Annotated in this window: 6 protein-coding genes and 1 pseudogene; 2 read left to right on the forward strand and 5 right to left on the reverse strand. The window is 65.2% G+C overall.

Annotation, left to right across the window (positions count from 1 at the left end; genetic code table 11):
- A pseudogene (locus CWI66_RS17150) lies at positions 1-305 on the reverse strand (signal recognition particle-docking protein FtsY); the annotation flags it as partial.
- A 90-nt stretch (positions 306-395) separates the two neighbouring features.
- On the opposite strand from CWI66_RS17150, the gene rsmD reads away from it, so the two are divergent.
- Both rsmD and CWI66_RS17160 read left to right on the forward strand, forming a co-directional pair.
- Positions 396-1,016, forward strand: a complete 621-nt coding sequence (rsmD, locus tag CWI66_RS17155) for a 16S rRNA (guanine(966)-N(2))-methyltransferase RsmD (protein WP_193461849.1) — start codon at positions 396-398, stop codon at positions 1,014-1,016.
- A 105-nt stretch (positions 1,017-1,121) separates the two neighbouring features.
- Positions 1,122-1,316 (forward strand): cell division protein ZapB, encoded by a 195-nt coding sequence (locus CWI66_RS17160; protein WP_016916017.1) that lies wholly within the window; start codon positions 1,122-1,124, stop codon positions 1,314-1,316.
- Here CWI66_RS17160 and rimI read toward each other — a convergent pair.
- The 4 genes from rimI to CWI66_RS17180 are packed head-to-tail and all read right to left on the reverse strand — an operon-like array spanning position 1,313 to position 4,315.
- Positions 1,313-1,759 carry a ribosomal protein S18-alanine N-acetyltransferase gene (rimI, locus tag CWI66_RS17165; RefSeq protein WP_100732344.1) on the reverse strand — a complete coding sequence of 149 codons (447 nt, stop codon included), beginning with the start codon at positions 1,757-1,759 and terminating at the stop codon, positions 1,313-1,315. The genes CWI66_RS17160 and rimI overlap by 4 nt on opposite strands.
- Positions 1,743-2,564 (reverse strand): hypothetical protein, encoded by an 822-nt coding sequence (locus CWI66_RS17170; protein ID WP_230478471.1) that lies wholly within the window; start codon positions 2,562-2,564, stop codon positions 1,743-1,745. The genes rimI and CWI66_RS17170 overlap by 17 nt, the downstream gene beginning before the upstream one ends.
- A complete protein-coding gene (locus tag CWI66_RS17175) occupies positions 2,561-2,869 on the reverse strand; it encodes a BolA family protein (RefSeq protein WP_081138839.1) in 309 nt (102 codons plus the stop codon). The genes CWI66_RS17170 and CWI66_RS17175 overlap by 4 nt, the downstream gene beginning before the upstream one ends.
- A gap of 42 nt (positions 2,870-2,911) precedes the next feature.
- On the reverse strand, positions 2,912-4,315 hold the full coding sequence (locus CWI66_RS17180; RefSeq protein ID WP_100732346.1) for an MFS transporter: 1,404 nt from the start codon (positions 4,313-4,315) through the stop codon (positions 2,912-2,914).
- Positions 4,316-4,464: the final 149 nt, after the last annotated feature.

Raw genomic sequence — 4,464 nt, forward strand, 5'->3', positions numbered from 1 at the left:
GGCTCTGGCTCTGGCTCTGGCTCTGGCTCTGGCAGCGTATGTTCCACAAGCTCACTGTGCACCGGCTCTTCGTCCTGGGGTAGCGGCGCCTCTTCCTCGGTGGCTGGCGGAGATAGCGGCTCATCCAGCGCCTTGGCGCTGGCGGGCGCGTCTTCGCGAGGCACCTCTGGCGCGGCCTCTTCCGCCGCGGGAGCCGGTGTGTCACGCTCGCTGACGGAGGGCTCAGCGCCTAGCGACGGATCCTGACTTTCCTGCGGCTCCTGCTGGGAGTCGTGCTTTTTCTTGCGTTTGAAAAAACCGAACATAAGGGTCATCCGACTGAATAGGTGAACATTGCGATTATCCTACCACCGCAGGCCAAGACTTTGGATAAGTTGCCCGCTACAATCCGCGTCATGAAACGACAACGCTCCTCTCGCTCAACGCCTCGCGGCGCTTCTGCATCCCGTGGCACGACTCGGCCACCGGGAAAATTGCGCATCATTGGTGGTGACTACCGCCGCCGTTTGCTGCCGGTACTCGACCAGCCGGGGCTGCGCCCCACGCCGGACCGAGTGCGTGAAACCCTGTTCAACTGGCTGGGCCAGGCGCTTTACGGCCAGCGCGCCCTCGATCTGTTCGCAGGCACCGGTGCGCTGGGTATCGAAGCGCTCTCCAGGGGGGCGGCTGCCGTGACCTTCGTCGAACGCACCCCGGCGGTGGCGTCACTCATCGGCGACAATCTGGCCACCCTGGGCACACTCAAGGGGCACGTGGTGACCCAAGAGGCGCAGGCATTTCTCGCCCAGCCCGGCGACCCCATGGCGCTGGTGTTTCTCGACCCCCCCTTCCATCAGGGGCTGGCAGCACCTTGCTGCGCCCAACTGGAGGCAGGTGGCTGGCTGGCCAACGACGCCATGATCTATCTCGAAACCGAGCACACACTGACCCCGGAAGTCCCGGCCAACTGGCAATTACATAGAGAAACCCGAGCGGGTGAAAGCGTTGCCCGACTCTATCGTCGCAGGCCTGCGTAAAGCGCTTGCCGACGACTCGCCGCAGCGTTACGCTCGGCGCATCGACATCGTTATTCATTCCCATGTCGGCAGGCCGCTGCCTGCCGATCGTCACCGGAGGTAGGCATGAGCCTGGAGCTTTTCAATCAGTTGGAGCAGAAAGTCACCGACACCGTCGAGGCGTTGGAGATGATGAAGTTGGAAAACGAAGAGCTTCGCAATGAAAACAGCCAGCTGAAGCAGGAGCGCGAAGAGTGGGAGCGTCGCCTGCAGGGTGTCCTGAGCAAGTTCGACGGTATCGAAGGGGGCAGCGCCTCTTAAGGCAACGCCCGCGACATCAGCAGCGCATCTTCTCGCCCGGTCGTCCCCTCAGCGGCCGGGTAGTAGCCTTTACGGCACCCATCCTGTGCGAACCCCGCCCGACGATAAAGCGCTATGGCCCGCTGGTTGCCAGCGCGCACTTCCAGCAATAGCCGCTCGGATGACCACTGCCTTGCCACGGCCACGCAGGCGTCCAGCAGCTGCCTCCCCACTCCTTGCCCCTGTGCCTCAGGGCTTACGCCAATGGCCTGTAGCTCGGCATCGAAGGGCAGCCTGACCAGCAGCGCATAGCCCAGCAGAACGCTCTCTTGCCAATACCCTGCCACCCAGGCTTGCTCGTCCTGCAGCGCTGCCAGCAACTGGGCGCGACTTGCTCCGCTGCGCGCCTGCGCTTCGAGCGAGCACACTCCTTCGGCGTGCTGGCCATCAAGCCGAGTGATCATGCGGGCTCCACTGCTGCCCCAATGCCACCAACCGTGGCCACAGGGCACGTTTGGCCCCGGCCTGCTGCATCAGTGCCGACAACCCTGGCGCCTCCCATACCGGCAAGGACAAGCTGCGGCTACGCCCATCGGTCAGGGCCATCACCTGCGCCATGGCCGATGCCTCGACGGCATCGCTCGCGCCCCACCAGAGCACGTTTTCCAACGCCCAGCCCTGACGGCTGGCCGCGCCGGAGACGAAGGCAGCCAGACCTTCCTGGGCTTCTTCCAACGGGTCCTCTGGGGTAAATGCGGTGGCCATCGGCGGCCATTTGAAAGTGACCACCGTAGGCAGCTCGCCTTTCAAAAGGCCTGCCGCACGCAGCATATTGGCCAACAGCTGCTGCTCGGGAGGCGACATGTCGCCTTCGCACAGGCTGAGCCAGCGGCCACCGAGACAGACGCAGGACAGGCTGAACTCCAGCGGTTTGGCCACTGCCTTGGGGGTCTCGGGTACGGCATCGTCTGACGCTTGCGGCGCAGGCGTTTCGACAGGTTGGCCGCCCAGCAGCGCGCGCACCGCCTGGGGGGCGGCATGGGAACTGGCAGGCGCGGGGGCGCTGGCCTCTGCCACAGCGGGCCGTGGGCGCGGCGGCGGAGCATCGTCCAGCAGGGCATGCAGGCGCTCGCGCGGTGGCGCCTTGGCAGGGGCGTCTTCCCATTCACAGGCTTGCGTGGGGAGTGCGTTGGGCAGTTGATAGCGGGAGGCCCAGGCGGTAATGCCCATGGCCTCCAGATAGTGCCTTCGCGCGGCTTCCGGTGTCACTTTCCGCCGCCACGACAGTGGGGCGAATCGGGGCGCGCACCGCCCCGGGCCTGCCACTCGGCGGGCGTGTAGAGGTGCAGCGCCAGAGCGTGCACCGGCCCCGACAGCTCGTCGGCCAGCAGCGCATAGATCTGCTGATGGCGTTTCACCGGCATCATGGCTTCGAAGCTATCGCTGACCAGCGTGACCTTGAAATGCGTTTCAGAGTTGGCCGGCACGTTGTGCATGTGGCTTTCGTTTTCGACCTGGAGCAGCTCAGGGGTCAGCGCCGCCAACTTCTGCTCGATCTGTGTCTGTATCGCCATGGGGCGTTCTCCTTCTGTCCGCAACGCCGCCATTGTACGCCCTTACTTGCCAGCCGACGATGCCCGCCGCGCCAATAACGCCTGCTGCGCCACGCGAATACGCGACAGGCTGGCCAGCAGCGCCAGGAGCGTGGTGACCGCCCCCAGCCAAAGGGTCAGTTGAACGGGCGCCCCTAGCGCCAGGGCAGCCCCCACCAGGGCCACCCCGAAAGACTGCCCGACCGTGCGCATGGTGCTCATGACTCCCGACACATTGGCGCTACGCTCCGGCGGCAGGCTGCCCATCATTTCGCGGTTGTTGGGCGGCTGAAACAGGCCAAAACCGATGCCGCACAGCGCCGTGCGCCACAGGCTTCCCGCCACGCCAGTGCCTTCATCGACCTGCGCCAGCGCCACCAGCCCGATGATCAGCAGCACCAGGCCCGTGCTCGACAGCAGGCTAGGGTTGATACGGTCTGCCAACCTGCCCGCCAGCGGCCCCACCAGCATGATGGCCAGCGGCCACGGGGTGAACAGCCAGGCCGTTTCCAGCGGTGAAAAGCCCATCTGCTCCTGATAGAAAAACGACAGCGCCACGAAGGTCAGCCCTTGGCCGATAAACGCCAGTCCAGAAGCCGACACGGCCAGGGTAAAACGCTTTTCGGCAAAGACGCTCAGCGGCAGCAGCGGATAAGGGGCGTGCCGCTGGCGGCGGATAAACAGCCCGCAAGCCAGTACGGCCAGCAGTGCCCAGCCCCCGCTTTGCCACAGGGGCGCAGCGTGCCCGACGGCGTCCATGGCCACGAAGAAGCTGGCCAGCATCAGCATGGAGTAGAGCGCACCCAGGGTATCGAAGGCGCCCTGCCGGGGAATGTCGCGTGGCAAGGCCCGGCCCGCCAGCCAGAGCGAGCAGAGCCCCAGGGGCACGTTCAGCGCAAACAGCCACGGCCAATCGGCGAACGACAGGATGACGCCACTCAAGGTCGGGCCAGCCGCGTAGCCCCCGGCCACCACCAGCGCACTCAAGCCGAGCGCGCTGCCCAACAGCCGCGACGGGAAGATGGCTCGATAGAGCGATGGCCCTATGGAGAGGGTGGCGGCAGCGCCCAGCCCTTGCAAGGCGCGAAACACCAGCAATGACTCCCACTGGCGGGATAACGCCGCCCCCAGCGAGGCGGCCATGAAGAGGCCGATGCCGAACAGATACAGTCGCCGCCGTGTGACCAGCTCACTAATACCGGCAAACACCAGCAAAAAGGCGGCGCATACCACTTGAAACAGGTTGGTGATCCAGACGGCCCGAGACGCCGGGATATCCAGGTCGGCGGCAATCGTCGGTAACGCCAGGTTGATCATGGTGGTATCCATAACCGCCATCAAGGTACCGGTCACCAAGGCCAGCACGGCCAACCGTCGCTCTGGCCCGGGCAGGCCGTCGTCACCGGGGCGAGTTTCGAACAGTCGCATGGTCATCACTTCCTGAACAACCCCCTCTGAAACGGCGAAACCGGCCGAAGCCGGCTTCACAGTGCGCTTACGGTGACTGCTCCCCGCCCTGACGGGCGAGGCTTCCCACGTCTTAGGCCGCTGCCGGTGCGTGACCGGGCTTACACAGG

This window comes from Halomonas sp. 141, from assembly GCF_002810305.1.
GTDB classification, from domain to species: Bacteria; Pseudomonadota; Gammaproteobacteria; order Pseudomonadales; family Halomonadaceae; genus Vreelandella; species Vreelandella stevensii.

Bases quoted from the DNA above. Each gene is read 5' to 3' on its own strand.
- CWI66_RS17180 (WP_100732346.1), bottom strand. From the start codon at position 4,315: ATGCGACTGTTCGAAACTCGCCCCGGTGACGACGGCCTGCCCGGGCCA.
- rimI (WP_100732344.1), bottom strand. From the start codon at position 1,759: ATGATCACTCGGCTTGATGGCCAGCACGCCGAAGGAGTGTGCTCGCTC.
- rsmD (WP_193461849.1), top strand. From the start codon at position 396: ATGAAACGACAACGCTCCTCTCGCTCAACGCCTCGCGGCGCTTCTGCA.
- CWI66_RS17160 (WP_016916017.1), top strand. From the start codon at position 1,122: ATGAGCCTGGAGCTTTTCAATCAGTTGGAGCAGAAAGTCACCGACACC.
- CWI66_RS17175 (WP_081138839.1), bottom strand. From the start codon at position 2,869: ATGGCGATACAGACACAGATCGAGCAGAAGTTGGCGGCGCTGACCCCT.